The organism is Streptomyces varsoviensis (assembly GCF_000718635.1).
Classification (GTDB): domain Bacteria; phylum Actinomycetota; class Actinomycetes; order Streptomycetales; family Streptomycetaceae; genus Streptomyces; species Streptomyces varsoviensis.
Genome location: NZ_JOBF01000031.1, coordinates 1 through 14,817, shown reverse-complemented (window position 1 = coordinate 14,817; position 14,817 = coordinate 1). Strand labels below are relative to the sequence as shown.

Here is a 14,817-nt window from a genome sequence, read left to right as displayed (position 1 = left end):
GTCCCATGAAGATCGGAGAGCTGGCAGAGCGCACCGGGGCCTCCCGGCGGCTGCTGCGCTATTACGAGGAACAGAAGCTCATCTCGCCGGGCCGCTCCGACAACGGCTACCGCGAGTACGCGGAGTTCCACGTGGGCCGTGTCATGCAGATCAAGGGGCTGCTCGACGCCGGGCTGCCGACCAGGATCATCCGCCAGATCCTGCCGTGCCTGGACCAGCCCAGGAGCATCTACTTCGACGACCTGACCCCGGAGATGGTCGCCATCCTGGAGCGTGAGCACGACCACCTGACCCAGCGCATCGACTGCCTGACCCGCAACCGGGACTCGATCGCCGACTACCTGGCGACCGTCCGCCGCATGAAGACGACCGGCGAGGCAATCGACCGCGCCGCCTGAAGCGCCCGGCCCAGGCAGTACGGCCGGGCCGGGCGGTACGGCCGGGCCGGGCGGTACGGCCGGGCCGGGCGGTACGGCCGGGCCGGGCGGTACGGCCGGGCCGGGCGGTACGGCCAGGCCGGGCGGTACGGCCAGGCCGGGCGAAGGCGGGGACGCCCTCAGCCGTCGGACGTCAGCCGTCAGCCGTCAGTGGTGAACAGACGCCCGTAACCGGTGACGGCCGGTATGACGGCGGGTACGACGGCGTTGCCTGCGGGTGCGGTGCCAGCGGCGGCGGCGCGCAGGGCCGCCCACAACACGACCTGATTGGCCGTCAGCACCGGGCGTTCCACGGCGGCTTCCAGTCGTTCGATGGTGCCGACGGCACGGCGGAAGCCGTTGCCGTCGATGAGGACGGCGTCGGCGGTGTCGGGGGTGTGGTCGAGCACCCAGCGGTAGATCTCCTCATGGGAGACCGCCGCCCATTCGCGCGTGGTGCGCAGAACGCTGGACCCGGTGACGCGGAACCCGGCGTCGCGGTAGTAGGTCTCGGCGAGGCGGTCCATCTCGCCGCAGAACCAGGGCGGGTGGACCAGGCAGGGGCGTCGCGCGCCCAGGGCGTGCAGGGCCTGGACGGCGGCGGTGACGGTCGCCACGACCGGCGTACCCCGGGCCCGGTCCCGTAGCCGGCGCAGCATCGCCGCGTCGTCCTGTGCCCCGAGGAGGTAGGTGGTGCTGGTGAAGGCGAAGGCGATGGCGTCCAGCGGCGCGCGGGCGAGCTGTTCGACGGCGTCGTCGGCGTGCGGCGGTGCGGCGAAGGCGCGCACCGAGGGCAGCGGCATCGCCACGGTGGGGTGCGCCTCCACAGCGAAGCGTGCGCGGGCCGCGTGGACGCCGATGCCGGCCGGGGCCATGGCCCGGATCTCCGATTCGGGGTTCAGGTCGACGTCGGGGGTGACGATGCCGAGCCTGAGGACGGTGTTCCAGCCGTCGGGTCGCCACATGCGCGGCCTCCTTCACAGTGTCGGAACGGCCGCCGCGGGCCGGGCGTCGGCCAGCCGCCGGTAGGCGGCCACCGCGGCCGCCAGGGCCGGGCCGCGGGCGAAGGGGTAGTCCGTACCCAGGTCGACGCGGTCGGCGCCGTAGGCGTCGGCGGCGCAGCGCAGGGCCGCGTCGTTGCCCTGCGTGTGGCTGTCGACCCTGACCGACGGCGGCAGCGGCCGGGGCAGCATTCCGGGCGGCAGCAGGGAGGCCGCCCCGCCCGCCCTGGCGACGATCGCGGTGAGGCGGGGGAAGCGGCGCGGGTGGCCGGCGTCCAGCCAGCGCAGCAGGCCGAAGGTCTGCTCGGTCAGCGAGCCCGCCGTCCAGCGCAGACCGGCCGGTGTGCCGGGCGGTCCGGGCAGGGTGCCGCCGGGGTGGAGCAGGACGGTGGCCGCGCGGTCGGCGAGGCGGCCGAAGAGCGGGTCGAAGCGATCGTCGGTGAGCTGGTGGCCGCCCGGCTGCCAGGTCAGTACCGCGCCGTGCGCGCCGAGGACGTCCAGCGCGTACTCCGCTTCGGCGACCGCCTCGTCCAGGTGCGGCAGGGGCAGTACGGCCAGGAAGCCCAGCCGGTCGGGGTGGCGTGCGACGGCCCGCGCGCACCGGTCGTTGGCCAGCCGCGCGGCGTGGGCCGCGGCGGCGGGCCGTGGCAGGTCGGGCATCTGCGCGGCGGCGCTGACGAGTTGGCGGTCGATGCCGGCGGCGTCCAGCTCGGCGATCCGGGCGGCCAGGTGGTCGGGCCGGTCGGTGGCATGCAGGGCGCGCGCCTCGGCCGCCGGGCGTCCGTGTTCCGCCAGCAGCGCCAGGTACTCCTCCGGCCACAGGTGGGCGTGCACGTCGATGAGCGGGCGCGTCACTCGGCGTCTCCTGCATCTCCGGCCCCTCCTCCGTCTCCCGCGTCTCCGGCCCCTCCTTCGTTTCCTGCGCCTCCTGCGCCTCCTACGTCTCCGGCCTGTCCAGCCTCTCCAACGCCTCCGCGCAGGGGGTCCGTACGCAGATGCGCGAAATGGTGCGCGCGTTGGGCGCCGGTCTCCGTGCTGCCGGGTTCCGCCACGTCCATCCGCAGGCTGGGCGCCGTGTCGCCGCCGAAACGGGAGCAGACGTGCACGTGCGCGTCGTAGACCTGGTCCAGGGCGTCCAGCAGGTCGGTGTAGGCGGTGCTGCGGCGGGTGGCGGGGTCCAGGTGCGCGGGCAGGGTGTGCAGCAGGCGTACGAGATGGTCGTGGTCGCGGGTCTGCGCGCCGCTGAATCCGGCTCTGACCTGGGGCGGGGTCATCTCCGGCCGTACCGACCGGGCGTACAGCCCCGGGTCGAAGTCGGCGGCGAAGCGCATCGCGGCGGCGGTGGCGCGGCCGAGCCGGCCGGCGCGTGCCAGATGTTCCCGCTGGGCGGTGCCGGCGGCGGACGTCGCGCAACGGATACTCACCGCGATCGACTGCAACAAGGTGAAGAACAGGCGGTGCCCGGTGCGCCAACGGCCCATGCACGCCCGCTGGTTCATCGCGTCCGTACCGGCCGGGGCCGTCCCCGCCTCCGCCGGGCCGCCGAGGAAGAGGCTGTCCGCGGTGAGCATCCGGTCCCGCTCCTCGTCGGAGAGGCTCGTTCCGTGTCTGCGTACGTCCTGCCAGGCGTCGTCCTCGGCGAGCACCAGCGTCCGCAGAAACAGGTCGGGCCCGCCGTGGCCTCGGGTGACGCCGAAGAAGGCGTCATGTTCCGTGAATTCCTCCGGCGGCCCGCCGGACGCTGCCGCTGCCGTGCTCTCCGGCCGAGCGACCTCCCCCAGCTCCGGCCGCAGCCGGGGCCGCGCCGCCGAGGAGGCGAGTTCGGGCGCGGCCTCCAGCAGCGACCGCTCGGCCCGCGCCAGCTCCGCCGGCGTCTTCGGCAGATCATCGGGGAAAGCCAGCAGCAGAACCGCATCCATACCGAACCTCCGCACCCCCGCACAGCCCCCCACGGCCGCACCATGGGACCGGCTCGCCGGCCGGCCGCGGAACCAGGGTGTTCACGGGAGGTGACACGCGGCACACCGTCCACAACACCCTCATTCACCTTGACATCACCTCACAAAAGGCGCAAAAGGTCCCTGACGCGGCGCCCACGCCACGCGCCCGGCTCAGCAGGCAGCCGCGGGACTCGCGGTGGCCGACGCCCGGTGATCGCCGTCGGCGTCGGGGGCAGGCCGGGTGATGCGGTAGCACTGGCCGGCCGCCGCATCACGGCTGGAGATCAGGAGGGAGACCACCACGGCGCCGTCGCCGCGCGTCACATCCTTGACGGCGAAGGTACGAAGCGTGCCGGTGGGGTCGAGAGCCTTCCGCACTCCGGTGCGGTTCAGGCTTCGCGCGTCGACCCCCTCGATCCGCGTCTTCGCCCGCCGGGCCAGATAGCCGATCTCCGAGGCGGGTCCGCACACGCCGTCGGACCGCTCGGTCACCTTGGACGTCCAGGCCTGGCCGTACGGGCGGCTGTAGGTGATGTCGAAGCACCGGTTCACCATGTCGCTCCCGCCCCCCAGCACCCCGGCCGTCTCGTACACCAGCCGCTGGGGCAGCCGGGCGGTGAACTCACGGCGAGATGCGTCGTAGGCGACCAAGGGGGCGGCCGTGTGCTTCCCGATCACCATGGTCAGCTTGTCGACATCCTCCGCGTGGCTCGCGTCGAGCGAGCGGACCGTGGCGTCGGCCGCCTCGCGGGTTTGCCGGATGATCGACGACTCGGCGCTGTCCCGGCGTTCTCTGTTGACCTTCCCGGCGTGCCAGTCGGTGTACCACAGGCAGGACAGACCGATCGCGAGGACGACTGCCAGCACGGTCAACACGGTCACGCAGCCGGTGGTCATGCAGCGGTCGACCCGCCCCATGAGCGTCGAACCGTCCTGGCTGTCAGGTCGCACCCCAGCGCCCCCGTATTCGATGGCGGCCAGCGCCTTCTCCATGAGGAAAAGTTCACCGCGCCGGAGCCGGCCGGCGGACATGGCCGGTCACCGTGGGTGTGAGGGTAGCCCAAGGAAGGGGACTGGTGTTCGGGTCAGGGGTCTGGACCAGCGCCCGCCACGACGGAAGCCCTCGGCACCGTCGTACGCACCGCGGCGAGCGGGGTTCGGGAGCGTCGCCATAGAATTGCCCGTGTACTACCCCTGACCTGCGTGGTTGCGGATGAGCGGCAGTGTCTCGCAACGCCCGAGGAGATCCACATGAAGATGCTCATGAACGTTCCCGAGACCGTGGTGGCGGACGCGCTGCGGGGGATGGCCGCCGCGCATCCGGAGCTCACAGTGGATGTGGAGCAGCGGGTCGTGGTGCGGCGGGACGCGCCGGTGGCGGGGAAGGTGGCGCTGGTCTCGGGCGGAGGGTCCGGGCACGAGCCGCTGCACGGGGGGTTCGTCGGGCCCGGGATGCTGGACGCGGCGTGTCCCGGGGAGGTCTTCACCTCGCCGGTGCCGGACCAGATGGTGAAGGCCGCGGCCGCCGTGGACAGCGGCGCGGGCGTGCTGTTCATCGTGAAGAACTACACGGGCGACGTGCTCAACTTCAACATGGCCGCCGAGCTGGCCGAGGACGAGGGCATCCAGGTGGCCAGCGTGCTGGTCAACGATGACGTCGCGGTGACCGACAGCCTTTTCACGGCCGGGCGGCGCGGCACCGGCGCCACGCTGTTCGTGGAGAAGATCGCCGGTGCCGCCGCCGACGAGGGCGCTCCGCTGGAGCGCGTGGAGGCGATCGCCCGCCGCGTCAACGAGTCCTCGCGCAGCTTCGGCGTCGCCCTCAGCCCCTGCTCGACGCCGGCCAAGGGCAGCCCCACCTTCGACCTGCCCGCCGGCGAGCTGGAGCTCGGCATCGGCATTCACGGAGAGCCGGGCCGGGAGCGGCGCGCCATGATGACCTCGCACGAGATCGCCGACTTCGCGGTCGACGCCGTCCTCTCCGACCTCCAGCCCACCGGCCCGGTCCTGGTGCTCGTCAACGGCATGGGCGCGACGCCGCTGCTGGAGCTCTACGGCTTCAACGCCGAGGTGCAGCGGGTGCTCGGCGAGCGCGGTGTCGTCGCGGCCCGCACCCTTGTCGGCAATTACGTGACCGCCCTCGACATGGCCGGCGCCTCGGTGACGATCTGCCAGGTCGACGAGGAGCTGCTGCGCCTGTGGGACGCGCCGGTGCAGACGGCCGGCCTGCGCTGGGGCCGTTGAGCCGCCGCACGGCGAGTCGGGCCGCCCGCCGCGGAGCCGCCGCGCGGCGAGTCGGGCCGCCCGCCGCGGAAGACGGCAGTCGGCGGGCGGCCCGGCCGCGCCCGCCCTGCCCCGCCGTCTCAGTCCCGGTACGGGCGGGACTGGTAGAGCCGCGTGTGGTAGCGGCCCTCCGCCTCCAGGCCCGCCGGGTCCTCCCCCAGCAGCCGCACCTGTTCGACGGCGGAGCGCTGTTCCGCCGCGTCGCTGAACAGGCGTTGCGGGTACGTGCCCGAGCGGTCGGCTTCGGTCCGCAGGCCGTGGGCGGCGAGGCTCGCGATGACCTGCTCGTACGAGACCGTGCGCAGGACGAAGGCGGTCGCCCACAGCGGGGTGCGCGCGCAGTCCAGCAGGGCGTCGACGGTGCGGTGGGTGATGTAGCCGATGCCGCCGGTGACCGTGATCAGCCCGGTACGGGCCACGGCGCCGCTCAGCGCGCTGCTCGGCGGTACGTGTTCGAGGTTCTCCGCGAACGCCTGGTCGAGCAGGCCCACCGCCAGCGCGTACCGGACGGCGTTCTCGGCGGTGTCGAGGCCGACGGCGGGCGTGGCGTCGGCGCGCCGCCGCGCGGCGTAGAACGCCTTGTCGCGCTCGATCAGCTCCGCCGTCGTCAGCGCCTCGGCCTCGGGGCCGGTGTAGCGCGCGTACAGGTCGGCGAGGGTGAGGTCGTGGTTGAGGAGCGCGGCGTTGATGCCGTACGAGCAGCACAGGTCGAGCACGGTCACCGGGCCGCCGGCGGCCGCGGCCCGCTCGGCGCGGGTGCGGCGGAAGACCTCCTGGGCGTGGTGGGGGATCTCGTAGTCCAGTGGAGCGAGGCGGCGGAAGTACGCGCGAGGGTCCGGTGCGTCGTAGATGTCGTCGAACCGGGTCTTGCCGAAATCTGCGCCGATCCTGCCTGCGGTCATGGACGTGCCTCCCGGAGATGGGGCGGACATGCCGAGCATGAACGTCTATCGGATGGGTGAGCGGGGCCGATAGCGGGCGGGGCCCGAATCGGCCACGGGCTCCGGCGGCGGGCGCGGGATTCGGGCGGGCTCCGTTTGCCCGGGGCAGGTGCGCGGGGCGCTTGGCTCGCCCCCGACCTCGCGTTGTCCTGTCGACCGCGTCGGGGCAGCGGGTCGCCGCTGGGCCGCGCGGCGCGCCGGACGGCTCCTCGCAAACTGGCCAGATGCACAGCCGTTGGCACCGTCGTTCCGTACCGGACAGCGCTCACAGTCGTCCGCGCGGCGGGTTTCATCCGGAACACGGCGGGCCCGACTTCCTCGCGGAACAGTCGGAATCCGGACACTCATTGCGATCTACACCGACATCTGCACCGACGCCTCGGACCCGTGATTATGGGTCACGGATCGGTATCACACGGGCGCCTTCTTCACGGGTTCTCCACGGGGAAATCCGCCAATAGCGGCCGGCGGCGCGGAGCGGTCGGAGCGTGTCGGAGCATTCTTCGGTTTCGGCGGCTCATCGCCATCGCTCCCCGCGCTGACCTGCAATGGTCTGCACCACTCCCCCGCGGCCCGCCCCGCGGTCGAGGGAGAATCATGAAGAACTTGTTCATATCCCATGTGAATTCGTTTCCCCGCACCGCCCTCGCCGCCCCGCCCGCAGAACCCCCGATCCCGTTTCGTTAGTGTGACGTTAGTGGTTCGCCAACAGCCTGCCGCAGGGTGGACCAGGACCGCCGAAAGCACAGCACGACCGGACACAACTCGGGGGAACTCTCATGTCGCTCGCCGTCAATGCCATTCGCCGCGCTCGTCGCGTCGCGGCCGTGTCGCTGGTCGCCGTCGCCGCGTTCTCGCTCACCGCCTGCCAGGACGACGGGAAGGGCAACGCCGCCGCCGACCCGTCCGCCGGCACGAGCGCCGCGTCCGGGGACAGCGGGTCCGATGCGTCCGGGTCCACCGGCGGTACGGGCGGTGGCAAGCAGGGGGCCGGCGACGGCAGCGGCTCGCAGCCCGGTACGGGCGTCAACGGCGGCCGGCGCGAGCCGGGCGGTCAGGACGGGCGGTCCACGCCGACCGGCGAGGGCGTGGCGGGCACCTGGGTCGGCGTCCTGAAGTACCTCGCGCCGGGAAAGCTGACCGTGACCCCGGAGGACGGCATGGAACAGGCGTTCTTCGTCGCGAAGGACACCAAGGTGCTCGGCGCCGCGGCGATCTGCGCGTCCAACGGCAACGTCACCGTGGACGGCACCGGATACGGCACCTCCACCTGCACCGACGCCCAGTTGGAGAAGGCCGCCAAGATGGGGTCCCTGACGGTGCGGGTCACGCTGCAGGACGGCGTGGCCACCAAGGTCGTCGAGAAGTACCACCCCTGACCGTGACCGGTCCGCGACCGGGCCTCGCCCGCGCCGATCTCTTCCGCCGGCAGTGAACGCCCCTGCCGCGGGCCGCCGGCCGCCGGTTACGTTCGGCCGCGTGAACCGACGCGTCGCAGTCCTCTCCGATATCCACGGCGTCCTCCCCGCGCTGGAAGCGGTCCTCGCCGAACCCGACGTCCAGGCCGCCGACCGGATCGTCCTCACCGGCGACATCGCCGCCGGCCCGCTCCCGGTCGAGACCCTGGACCTGCTTGACTCCCTGGGCGAACGGGCCCTGTGGATCAGCGGCAACGCCGACCGCGAACTGGTCCAGGCCGAGCCCCCCGCCGACCCCGTCAGCGCCTGGGCCGCCGGCCGGCTCCGCCCGGAGCAGACCCGGCGGCTCGCGTCCCTCCCCGCCGTCGCGGAGTTGGACATCGACGGGCTCGGCCGCGTCCTGTTCTGCCACGCGACACCGCGCGACGACGAGGAGATCGTCCTCGTCGATTCCCGCGCCGCCCGCTGGGCGGAGGTCATGGCCGGTGTCGGCCAGGAGATCGGCACGGTCGTGTGCGGCCACACGCACATGCCGTACGCCCGGATCGCGCACGGCCGGATGATCGTCAACCCCGGCAGCGTCGGCATGCCGTACGGGCGGCCAGGCGCCCATTGGGCCCTGCTGGGCCCGGGGGTCGAACTGCGCCGCACCCCGTACGACTACGCGGCGGCCACGGCCCGTATCGCCGCCGAATCCGCCTTTCCCGACGCCGCCGAGTGGGCCGACACCTATGTCCACGCCCGTGACTCGGCGGAGGACGCCGTCGCCGTGTTCGGTCCCCTCGACGGGCGCGGCACCTGACCTCGTACCTCACCCCGCCATCGGCCCCGCTCCGATCGCCGCGCCCCCGCCCCGCCCGCGACTCCCGTGTACGCTGCACCGTTCATGCTCGCCCGCGTCTATAGCGTAGATAAGGCACCTGACCTAAACCCCATTGGCCCTATCTATAGTAGTTTCCGTGGCCTCCCTCGAACTGCGTCATCTGCGCTATCTCCTCGCCGTGGCCGAGCACGGCAATTTCACCCGTGCCGCCGAGGAGCTGCACATCTCGCAGCCCACGCTCTCCCAGCAGGTCAAGCAGTTGGAGCGGGCTCTGGGCGTGCAGTTGCTGGACCGTACCGGCCGCACGGTGCGGCTCACCGACGCCGGGGGCGTCTACGCCGGCCACGCCCGGCGCGCGCTGCGCGATCTCGCCGCCGGCGAACGCGCCGTGCACGACGTACGGGACCTCTCCCGCGGCCATCTGCGGCTGGGCGTGACGCCCACGTTCACCGCCTATCTGGTCGGCCCGCTCACCGCCGAACTGCACGCCCGTCACCCCGGCGTCACCCTGGCCGTGACGGAGATGACGCAGGACCGTATCGAGGCGGCCCTGCTCGCCGACGGCCTCGACCTCGGCATCGCCTTCGCCGGCGACCATCTGCCCGGTGTCGCCGCCACCGCGCTGTTCACCGAGACCCTCAGCCTCGTCACCGGTGCCGAGCGCGCCCGTACGGCGCCGGAGCCCATGCCGGTCCACGCCCTCAAGGACGAACAACTCGCCCTGCTCAGCGCGGACTTCGCCACCCGTGGCCATATCGACGCCTACTTCGCCCGGCACCGGGCCGTCCCCCGTATCGCGGTGGAGGCCAACTCGATCCAGGCCCTCACCGAGATCGTCCGGCGCACCGGCCTGGCCACGGTCCTGCCGGACGCCATCGCCGACGGCCACCCGCACCTCACGCCCGTACCCCTCGCACCGCCCCTGCCCACCCGCACGGTCGTGCTCCTGCACCGCGAGGGCGCCTACCGCGCGGCCGCCGCCGGCGCGTTCGCGGCGCTCACCCACGACCTCGTACGCGCCCGGGGCTACCCGACCGCGCCCTGATAGCGCCGCGTCATGGCGTACGGGCGACGTGCCCGGCCAGCCCGCGCAGGCCGGCGGCGAAGACGTCGTCCCGGAAGAACGCGACCAGGTCCTCGGCGTCGCGGGCGTCGCAGTCGAAGGCGACGGACCACAGAACGAAGGACTCGCCCGTGGTGGTGAGCGGCATGACCTGGATCGTGGAGCGGTAGGAGCGGATGACGAAGGGGCTCTCGATGATCTCGTACGTCATCGAACGCCGCTGGTCGTCAAGTGCGTTGAGCGTCTCCACGACGGTGCTCCCGTCGGTGAGCCGCAGGGTGCGTACGCTGCCGACGCGGTCGGGGGCGTCGCCGTCGCCCAGGGCGCTGTGTTCGATGGCCGGGTGCCAGTCGGGGAGGCCGTCGAAGTCTCTGACCACCCGCCAGACGGAGGGGGTGTCGGCTGGGATGACGGCGCTGGCGCATGTTTCGGGCATCTGCCTGCCTTCGCTGTATGTCGCTGTGTACCGCTGTACGGGCGGTCCTTGCTCGCGTGATCCGCGCGGTTCGTGGGAAGCGGCGTGATCCGCGTGCCGCGTACGAGCGCTCATGATGGCAGGGGCGGGGGCAGGGCGGGGGTCGGTCGCCGCGACAACCCCCTCCACCGGTGACAGCGGCGGCGGCCGGCCCTCACTCCTGGAGCCAGGCCCCGGTCCGGTCCAGCCAGAGGTCGAAGAGCGAGGCGTCGCCGATGATCTCGATGGCGTTGCCGCGGGCGGGCCGCCGGTAGAGGGCCAGTACCAGGTCGGTCAGGGGGCCGCGTACGGTCACGGCGGCCCGGTCCGGCGTACGGCTCCAGGTGATGGGGGCGCGGGTGAGGTCGATGAGCCGGTCCGCCTCCTCGGCCCGCACGTCGGTGGCGTGGAGGTGGAGCGTACGGCCGGGGCCCAGCAACTCGCGCTCGCCCTGTGCGAGTTCGAGGACCTGGGGCAGGGTTCCGAAGTCCATCCACTCGTCGAGGGCGTCGAGCCCGACCTCCTCGGCGACGGTGAACCCGGCGCCGGCGGCCAGGGCCGCGTCGGACCGGTGCACCAGGGTCTCGTGCGTCATGCGCCGGGCCCAGAACACGGGCGTCCCGCCCGGGGCCACGGTCCACACCGCCGCGTCGGGCCCGGCCTCGCACAGCGTGTCGGCGAGGGCCCTGGCGCCCTCGGTGAGCCAGTCGCCCAGGTCGTCGGCGGCCACGTCCGTATAGGCCGCGGGGTCGTCGAGCCGATCGTGCGGTACGGGTCCGGCCGCTCGGGTGGAGACGATCGTGTCGGCCCAGCGGTGGGCGGCGCCGATGTGCCGCAGCAGCCGGCCGAGGTTCCAGTCGGGGCAGGTGGGCACGGGGGCCGTGGGGTCCGCACCGTCGACGGCGGCCCTCAGGAGGTCGGTCTGCGCGATGATTTCGGCGGCGTAGCGCTGGAGGCTCAGGGGGCTCATGGGGGTCACGCTACTGACGGTGCGGATCGCCCTGTCAAGGCTGGTACACGTAGGGCGTGGTGACGCTGAGCCGGGCGAAGCCGAGCCGGCGCAGGATCGGGGCGCTGTCGTCCGAGGCGTCGACCTGGAGGTAGCGGTAGCCGCGCGCCGCGGCGATCTGGGCGCGCCGCGCGATGAGGGCCCGGTAGATGCCCTTGCCGCGCCACCGCGGCAGGGTGCCGCCGCCCCAGAGGCCGGCGAACTGGGTGCCCGGGTTGAATTCGATCCGGGCCGAGCAGACGGGCTCGTCGCCGTCCATGGCGACGAGCGCGGCGATGGTGTCGGGGTCCTCGGCGAGCCGGTCCATGACCGCGCGCCGCAGCCGCGTGGCATCCGTCCCGAACACCCGCTCGTGGACGTCCGCCATGAGGTCCACGCCGGCCTCGTCGGTCACGGCGCGCAGCTCGATGCCGTCGGGCAGGGCCGCGTCGGTGGACAGCTCCCCCACCTCGGCGACCATCAGGGACTCCGGGGGCTCGGGGGTGAGCCCGGCCGCGCTCAGCCGCTCACCGAGATCGCCGGGGCGGTCGTGGGCGTAGTGCTTCCACTCGAACTCCCGCCCCAGGGAGGCGAAGTACTCCACCTGCTCCGCGATGGCGCGGTCGGCGGTCTCCTCGGTCAGGTCCGACCAGAGGACGGCGCTCCATCCGTGCCCCTCCGCGCCGACCTGCCGCACCACACCGCCGACGCGCTCCACGCGGGCGCCCGGCCCGTCCGGCCGGACGTCCTGCCGCATCTCGCGGTCGAACGTGGCCAGTACTGTCTTCTCGTCCATTCCCGCACTTCAGCACCGCTCCGCCGGTGCGGCAACCGAATATCGGCCCGGCTCCGACGCAGGGAGCCGGGCCGGAGCCGCTACGAGATCGGCTGACGCTGCGGGCCCGACGGACGCTACGGGCCCGACGGACGTTACGGGCAATCGGCTGACGCTACGGGGCCGGAGCGGGCGCCGGGGCCTGGGCCGGGGCGCGCCTGCGGGCGCGCAGGGTGCGGGCGACCGCCCAGAGCGTGCTGGGCTCGGTCAGTACGCGCGGGTGTTCGCGCATGTGCGCTACGGCGAGGTAGCGGCGGTTGACCTCCGCGTCGGTCATGGAGGCGAGGCCGAGCTTCCCGACGTACCAGTTCGTGAGGCGGTAGCCGCGCGGATAGGGGCCGGTCACATGCGGCATGGCCAGGTCGCCGAGGGTCGACAGGCCCCAGGCGGCGTCGACGATCACCTCGGCGCGCCGGAAGTACCCCCAGGCCGGCTCGGACAGCCGGGCGTCCGAGCGCAGGTACGCGGACAGGCAGGAGGCGTGCAGGGCGGCGGAGGACATGCCCTGGCCGTACACCGGGTTGAAGGACGCGAAGGCGTCGCCCACCACGACGAGCCCGGCCGGGAAACGGTCCAGGCCCGTGAAGGTCCGGCGGCGGCTGTCGGCCATCTGGTACGTCTCGATGTCGCTGTCCAGGCGGCAGCGGCCGATCTCCGCGAACGGCGCGCCGGGCGTCTCGCGGACCCGTTTCACGAACGTGTCGGCGTCCCGGTCGGGCGGCTGGCCGTACGCCGACAGCACCACCATCCAGCGGCCGCCCTCCACCTCCGCGGCCACGCCGTTGTCCGCCTGCGGCGTGCCCGGGGCCGCGGGGGTGGACAGCGACTGCACGACGGCCACCGCGGGGAGTTCGTCGCCGCGCTCGAACAGTGCGGTGGTGTACCGGAGGTCGATGCGCATGCGGTCCAGCCGGGGCGGCTGCCAGCCGGCGTCGGTCAGCCAGTGCTCCACCCTGCTGGAGCGGCCCGTGGCGTCCACCACGAGGTCGGCGGTGAGGGTCTCGGTCTCCTTGGCGTCGGCGCCGGCATCGGCGCCTTCGGGCCCCCGCGGCGCGAACCGGGCGCCGCTCACCCTGCCGTGCTCGAACAGCAGCCCCCGTACGAGCCCGGTGACCAGCCGGACGTTGCCCCGGTCCAGCACCTTGCCCCTTATCCGCCCCTCCAGGAAGGGCCGGGTGAGCCCGATGGTGGTCTCCTCCGCCACGGGCACCTTGCGCACGCCGTTGATGTAGTGCTCGATGGCGGCGCCCTCGCTCGGTACGGCCCCGTCGGCGATGAGTTCGGCCGTCAGGCCGGGGAACCAGCGCTCCATCTGGAGGCGGCCGCCCTCCAGTACCACGTGCAACTGCTTGATCTGCGGGACTCCGGGGCGCCCGGCGTCCGCCGGCCCGAGTCCGTCCCGCTCGATGATCACGACCTCGTCGGCGTGGTCGCTGAGGACCCGCGCCGCCATCAGCCCGGCGATGCTCCCGCCCAGGACGATCGCTCGCTGCATACCCGTACGCTCCTCGACTGCTTCCCTTCGGGAAGCGCCTCGCGGATGTCACTTGAGGAGACGAAAGGCTAGCGAACGGCGGCCCCGGGACGTTCCCGTTCCGGCAGCCCGGGCCGTTCCCGCGATGGTCGCCGTCATCGCGGGGGTACGCCCGAGCCGCCCTGTTCCGCCGTGCGTTGCGCTACCCGGTCAGGCGTGGGAGTGGGCCGCCTTGGCGCCGCTCGGGGCGCACTGGACCGCGGTGGTCGGGGAGAAGTAGCTGCCGTCCTTGGCGTTCTTCCCGTTGTCGAACTCGTAGTGCAGGTAGGCGTAGAAGCCGATGGTGCCGTTGCCGACGCAGGGCGAGTCGGCGGCGACCTCGTAGGTCATCGTGACCGTACGGCTGGCTCCGGGCGCGATGGGCGCGGTGTAGTTCACCGCTCCGCCGGGCTCGCAGACGCTCGCGTCACCCTTACAGGTGAGGAAGTTGAACTTCATGCCGTAGCTGACGGTCTCCCAGGTCGGCTGGAGCGACTGGTACGCGAACCGTACGTACGTGGCCTCGGGGTTGGTGAAGGTCATCGAGATGGACACCGTGGTGCCGGGCGTCGCCGTGGGCTTGTCGACCGAGAAGGTGATCGGCGGGTTGTCGGCGGCGGTGGCGAGGGCGGGCTGCCCGAGGCCGAACAGACCGAGGGCAAGGGCGATTATCGCGGACAGGCCGAGCTGTCGCGTTCTAGTTCTCCACATGGCGGGGGAGCGTAGAGAGATCCGGGTCTTTTCCGTACCCCCACCGCACAGGACCGGCCATACGCCCCAGCAGCCCCAAGGGACTTGGGGCAGGTGGGTGGCGTGAGGGCCACCGTGACACGTGCGCAAATTGGCGGACATGTGCTGTCCGGTGTCCTTGGGACGCCCTTCGGCCCGGGCCCCAAGCCACCCGGAGGGCCCGCTTCAGGTCATGCGGGCCTCTTCACGTCATGCGGACCTCTTCCGGCCATACGGACCTCCTCACGTCATGCGGACCTCTTCAGGTCATACGGGCCCACTTCAGATCACGCGGGCCATCGATCAACTCATGCGAGTCCTACCTTTCAAGCGTGGGTCTGCTTCGGTCATTCGTAAGATCGAGGGGCCCAGGGGTTCTGGGTATGGCTGTCATGGGTGAGCCCGTCGGATGG

At 72.6% G+C, this 14,817-nt stretch carries 15 protein-coding genes; 5 read left to right on the top strand and 10 right to left on the bottom strand.

What is annotated here, in order from left to right; genetic code table 11:
* Window positions 1–5 precede the first annotated feature (5 nt).
* Window positions 6–398, top strand: coding sequence for a MerR family transcriptional regulator (locus IF55_RS31665; RefSeq protein WP_030889510.1), 393 nt, complete (start codon window positions 6–8; stop codon window positions 396–398).
* Between the two features lie 179 nt (window positions 399–577).
* Here the strand turns inward: IF55_RS31665 and IF55_RS31660 are convergent, their stop codons facing one another.
* From IF55_RS31660 to IF55_RS31645, 4 genes are all read right to left on the bottom strand, one after another.
* Entirely contained in the window at window positions 578–1,381 is an 804-nt protein-coding gene (locus IF55_RS31660; protein ID WP_063764076.1) for a maleate cis-trans isomerase family protein, read from the bottom strand.
* 12 nt (window positions 1,382–1,393) lie between these two features.
* Complete coding sequence (locus tag IF55_RS31655; RefSeq protein WP_030889515.1) at window positions 1,394–2,272, bottom strand: amidohydrolase family protein; 879 nt, start codon at window positions 2,270–2,272, stop codon at window positions 1,394–1,396.
* Window positions 2,269–3,336: a hypothetical protein gene (locus tag IF55_RS31650; RefSeq protein WP_030889518.1), complete on the bottom strand. Its 1,068-nt coding sequence runs from the start codon at window positions 3,334–3,336 to the stop codon at window positions 2,269–2,271. Before IF55_RS31650 ends, IF55_RS31655 begins: the two co-directional genes overlap by 4 nt.
* A 192-nt stretch (window positions 3,337–3,528) precedes the next feature.
* Complete coding sequence (locus IF55_RS31645) at window positions 3,529–4,350, bottom strand: hypothetical protein (protein ID WP_157854535.1); 822 nt, start codon at window positions 4,348–4,350, stop codon at window positions 3,529–3,531.
* A 258-nt stretch (window positions 4,351–4,608) separates the two neighbouring features.
* Between IF55_RS31645 and dhaK the strand changes: the two genes are divergently transcribed.
* On the top strand, window positions 4,609–5,601 hold the full coding sequence (dhaK, locus tag IF55_RS31640; RefSeq protein WP_030889524.1) for a dihydroxyacetone kinase subunit DhaK: 993 nt from the start codon (window positions 4,609–4,611) through the stop codon (window positions 5,599–5,601).
* 119 nt (window positions 5,602–5,720) lie between these two features.
* On the opposite strand, the gene IF55_RS31635 is transcribed toward dhaK, so the two are convergent.
* The gene (locus tag IF55_RS31635; RefSeq protein ID WP_030889527.1) at window positions 5,721–6,542 is read right to left on the bottom strand and encodes a hypothetical protein; all 822 of its coding nucleotides are present in this window, start codon (window positions 6,540–6,542) and stop codon (window positions 5,721–5,723) included.
* A gap of 818 nt (window positions 6,543–7,360) precedes the next feature.
* On the opposite strand from IF55_RS31635, the gene IF55_RS31630 reads away from it, so the two are divergent.
* The 3 genes from IF55_RS31630 (at window position 7,361) to cynR (ending at window position 9,867) form a co-directional block, all read left to right on the top strand.
* On the top strand, window positions 7,361–7,960 hold the full coding sequence (locus IF55_RS31630) for a hypothetical protein (protein ID WP_030889530.1): 600 nt from the start codon (window positions 7,361–7,363) through the stop codon (window positions 7,958–7,960).
* A 100-nt stretch (window positions 7,961–8,060) separates the two neighbouring features.
* Entirely contained in the window at window positions 8,061–8,801 is a 741-nt protein-coding gene (locus IF55_RS31625; protein ID WP_030889533.1) for a metallophosphoesterase family protein, read from the top strand.
* A 157-nt stretch (window positions 8,802–8,958) separates the two neighbouring features.
* The gene (cynR, locus tag IF55_RS31620; RefSeq protein WP_030889536.1) at window positions 8,959–9,867 is read left to right on the top strand and encodes a transcriptional regulator CynR; all 909 of its coding nucleotides are present in this window, start codon (window positions 8,959–8,961) and stop codon (window positions 9,865–9,867) included.
* Between the two features lie 10 nt (window positions 9,868–9,877).
* Here the strand turns inward: cynR and IF55_RS31615 are convergent, their stop codons facing one another.
* The 5 genes from IF55_RS31615 to IF55_RS31595 form a co-directional block, all read right to left on the bottom strand.
* Window positions 9,878–10,321 carry an SRPBCC family protein gene (locus tag IF55_RS31615; protein WP_030889539.1) on the bottom strand — a complete coding sequence of 148 codons (444 nt, stop codon included), beginning with the start codon at window positions 10,319–10,321 and terminating at the stop codon, window positions 9,878–9,880.
* A 193-nt stretch (window positions 10,322–10,514) separates the two neighbouring features.
* On the bottom strand, window positions 10,515–11,309 hold the full coding sequence (locus IF55_RS31610; RefSeq protein WP_030889541.1) for a maleylpyruvate isomerase family mycothiol-dependent enzyme: 795 nt from the start codon (window positions 11,307–11,309) through the stop codon (window positions 10,515–10,517).
* A gap of 34 nt (window positions 11,310–11,343) precedes the next feature.
* Complete coding sequence (locus IF55_RS31605; protein ID WP_030889543.1) at window positions 11,344–12,123, bottom strand: GNAT family N-acetyltransferase; 780 nt, start codon at window positions 12,121–12,123, stop codon at window positions 11,344–11,346.
* 154 nt (window positions 12,124–12,277) lie between these two features.
* On the bottom strand, window positions 12,278–13,657 hold the full coding sequence (locus IF55_RS31600) for an NAD(P)/FAD-dependent oxidoreductase (protein ID WP_048832887.1): 1,380 nt from the start codon (window positions 13,655–13,657) through the stop codon (window positions 12,278–12,280).
* A 189-nt stretch (window positions 13,658–13,846) separates the two neighbouring features.
* Window positions 13,847–14,386, bottom strand: a complete 540-nt coding sequence (locus tag IF55_RS31595) for a hypothetical protein (protein WP_030889548.1) — start codon at window positions 14,384–14,386, stop codon at window positions 13,847–13,849.
* Window positions 14,387–14,817 lie beyond the last annotated feature (431 nt).